Here is a 1,609-nt window from a genome sequence, read left to right as displayed (position 1 = left end):
GTGCACTACCGCTGTGACGAGCAGTCCGACTGGATGCCCGATCCGGCGGACATCGAGCGCAAGATCACCGACCGCACCAAGGCGCTGGTGATCATCAACCCGAACAACCCCACCGGCGCGGTCTACGGCGAGGAGGTCCTGCGCGAGCTCACCGACATCGCCCGCCGTCACCAGCTGACCGTGTGCTCCGACGAGATCTACGACAAGATCCTCTACGACGGCGCCACGCACACCCCGACCACGCTGGTCGCGCCCGACCTGCTGACGCTCACCTTCAACGGCCTGTCCAAGTCGTACCGGGTCGCCGGCTACCGCAGCGGCTGGCTCGCGGTCTGCGGTCCCAAGGCGCACGCCGCGAGCTATATCGAGGGACTGACGATCCTCGCCAACATGCGGCTGTGCGCGAACGTGCCGGCCCAGCACGCGGTGGCCGCGGCGCTGGGCGGGCGGCAGTCGATCGAGGACCTGGTGCTGCCGGGTGGCCGGCTGTGCGAGCAGCGTGACGCGGCCTACGAACTGCTGACCCGGATTCCGGGTGTCACCTGTGTGCGGCCCAAGGGTGCGATCTACGCTTTCCCGCGGCTGGATCCGAAGGTCTACAAGATCAAGGACGACCGGCAGATGGTGATCGACCTGTTGCGCGCGGAGAAGATCATGATTGTGCACGGGACCGGGTTCAACTGGCCGGAGCCCGATCACTTCCGGATCGTCAACCTGCCCGGTGTCACCGAACTGCGCGACGCCGTAACCAGGATCGGTCATTTCCTGGACGGTTACAGTCAGCCGTAACCGTTCGTGAGCACATGGAGCTGCCCGATGAATGCGGGCCAACTTTAGACGATGTCTAAGTTAGGATGGTCTCCGGAAAGCATCAGGAGGCCATCCATGTACGAACCGATCCGCACCAAGTCGGTCCACACCGTGGCCGACAGCACCCACGCCGGACTGCCGCGCCGCACCCGCGAGGAAGAGCTGGACATCCGTCTGGCGGGGCACCTGACCGCGCTGCTGACGGTGACGGACGAGCTGCGGGCGCTGACGCCGAGCGCTTCGCTGGATGCCGCCGCGCAGCAGCTCGCCGCCCACGCGGCTCGCCTGTCCGGCGGGCGGGCACCGCTGCGTGCCGAGCCCTCGGCCCTGCGGGCCGACGCCGCGCATGTGGCCTCCCTCCACGCGCGGGCGCGCACCCTCGCCGGCAACGCGCTCGCGGTCGCCACCTCTCGCGGCGACGAGGCGGTCACCGCACTGATGACGGCCCGCATCGAGGCCCACGCCGGCGCCGAGGGCGTACTGGTGTAGGCGCCGCATCCGCGCGACGGACGCACCCCGCACCCGCGGCGTGGTCCGTCGCGGGTGCGGCCCGGTGGCCGGTGCTGCGCTTGCCCCCCTGCTCCCTCAAGCAGGGGGCGCGGCGTCACTTCAGGCGCTGTACAAGGGCGCGGTACTCGTCCCACAGAGCGCGCGGCGTGTGGTCGCCGAAGGTGTTCAGATGCTCGGGGATCAGTGCCGCTTCGTCGCGCCAGACGTCCTTGTCGACCGCCAGGACGAAGTCCAGCTCCGACTCCGAGAGGCCCAGCCCCTCGGTGTCCAGGTCCTCCTTGCGCGGCAG

General features: G+C 69.2%; 3 protein-coding genes. 2 read left to right on the top strand and 1 reads right to left on the bottom strand.

The genetic code is table 11. From position 1 onward, the window contains the following. Positions 1 to 789 (top strand): aminotransferase class I/II-fold pyridoxal phosphate-dependent enzyme (locus ACFXIV_RS47875; protein ID WP_379421533.1); only part of this gene is annotated, 789 nt, incomplete at its 5' end. Positions 790 to 885: 96 nt separating this feature from the next. Further along, the gene (locus tag ACFXIV_RS47870) at positions 886 to 1,299 is read left to right on the top strand and encodes a hypothetical protein (protein ID WP_099883662.1); all 414 of its coding nucleotides are present in this window, start codon (positions 886 to 888) and stop codon (positions 1,297 to 1,299) included. Between the two features lie 115 nt (positions 1,300 to 1,414). On the opposite strand, the gene ACFXIV_RS47865 is transcribed toward ACFXIV_RS47870, so the two are convergent. Further along, positions 1,415 to 1,609, bottom strand: a 195-nt coding sequence (locus ACFXIV_RS47865) for a phosphoenolpyruvate carboxykinase domain-containing protein (protein WP_379421532.1), incomplete at its 5' end; no start/stop codon positions are given.

Source organism: Nocardia sp. NPDC059236, from assembly GCF_042754085.1.
Classification (GTDB): Bacteria; Actinomycetota; Actinomycetes; order Mycobacteriales; family Mycobacteriaceae; genus Nocardia.
The sequence above is the reverse complement of the archived record's forward strand: the minus strand, read 5'-3'. Positions and strand labels throughout refer to the sequence as shown.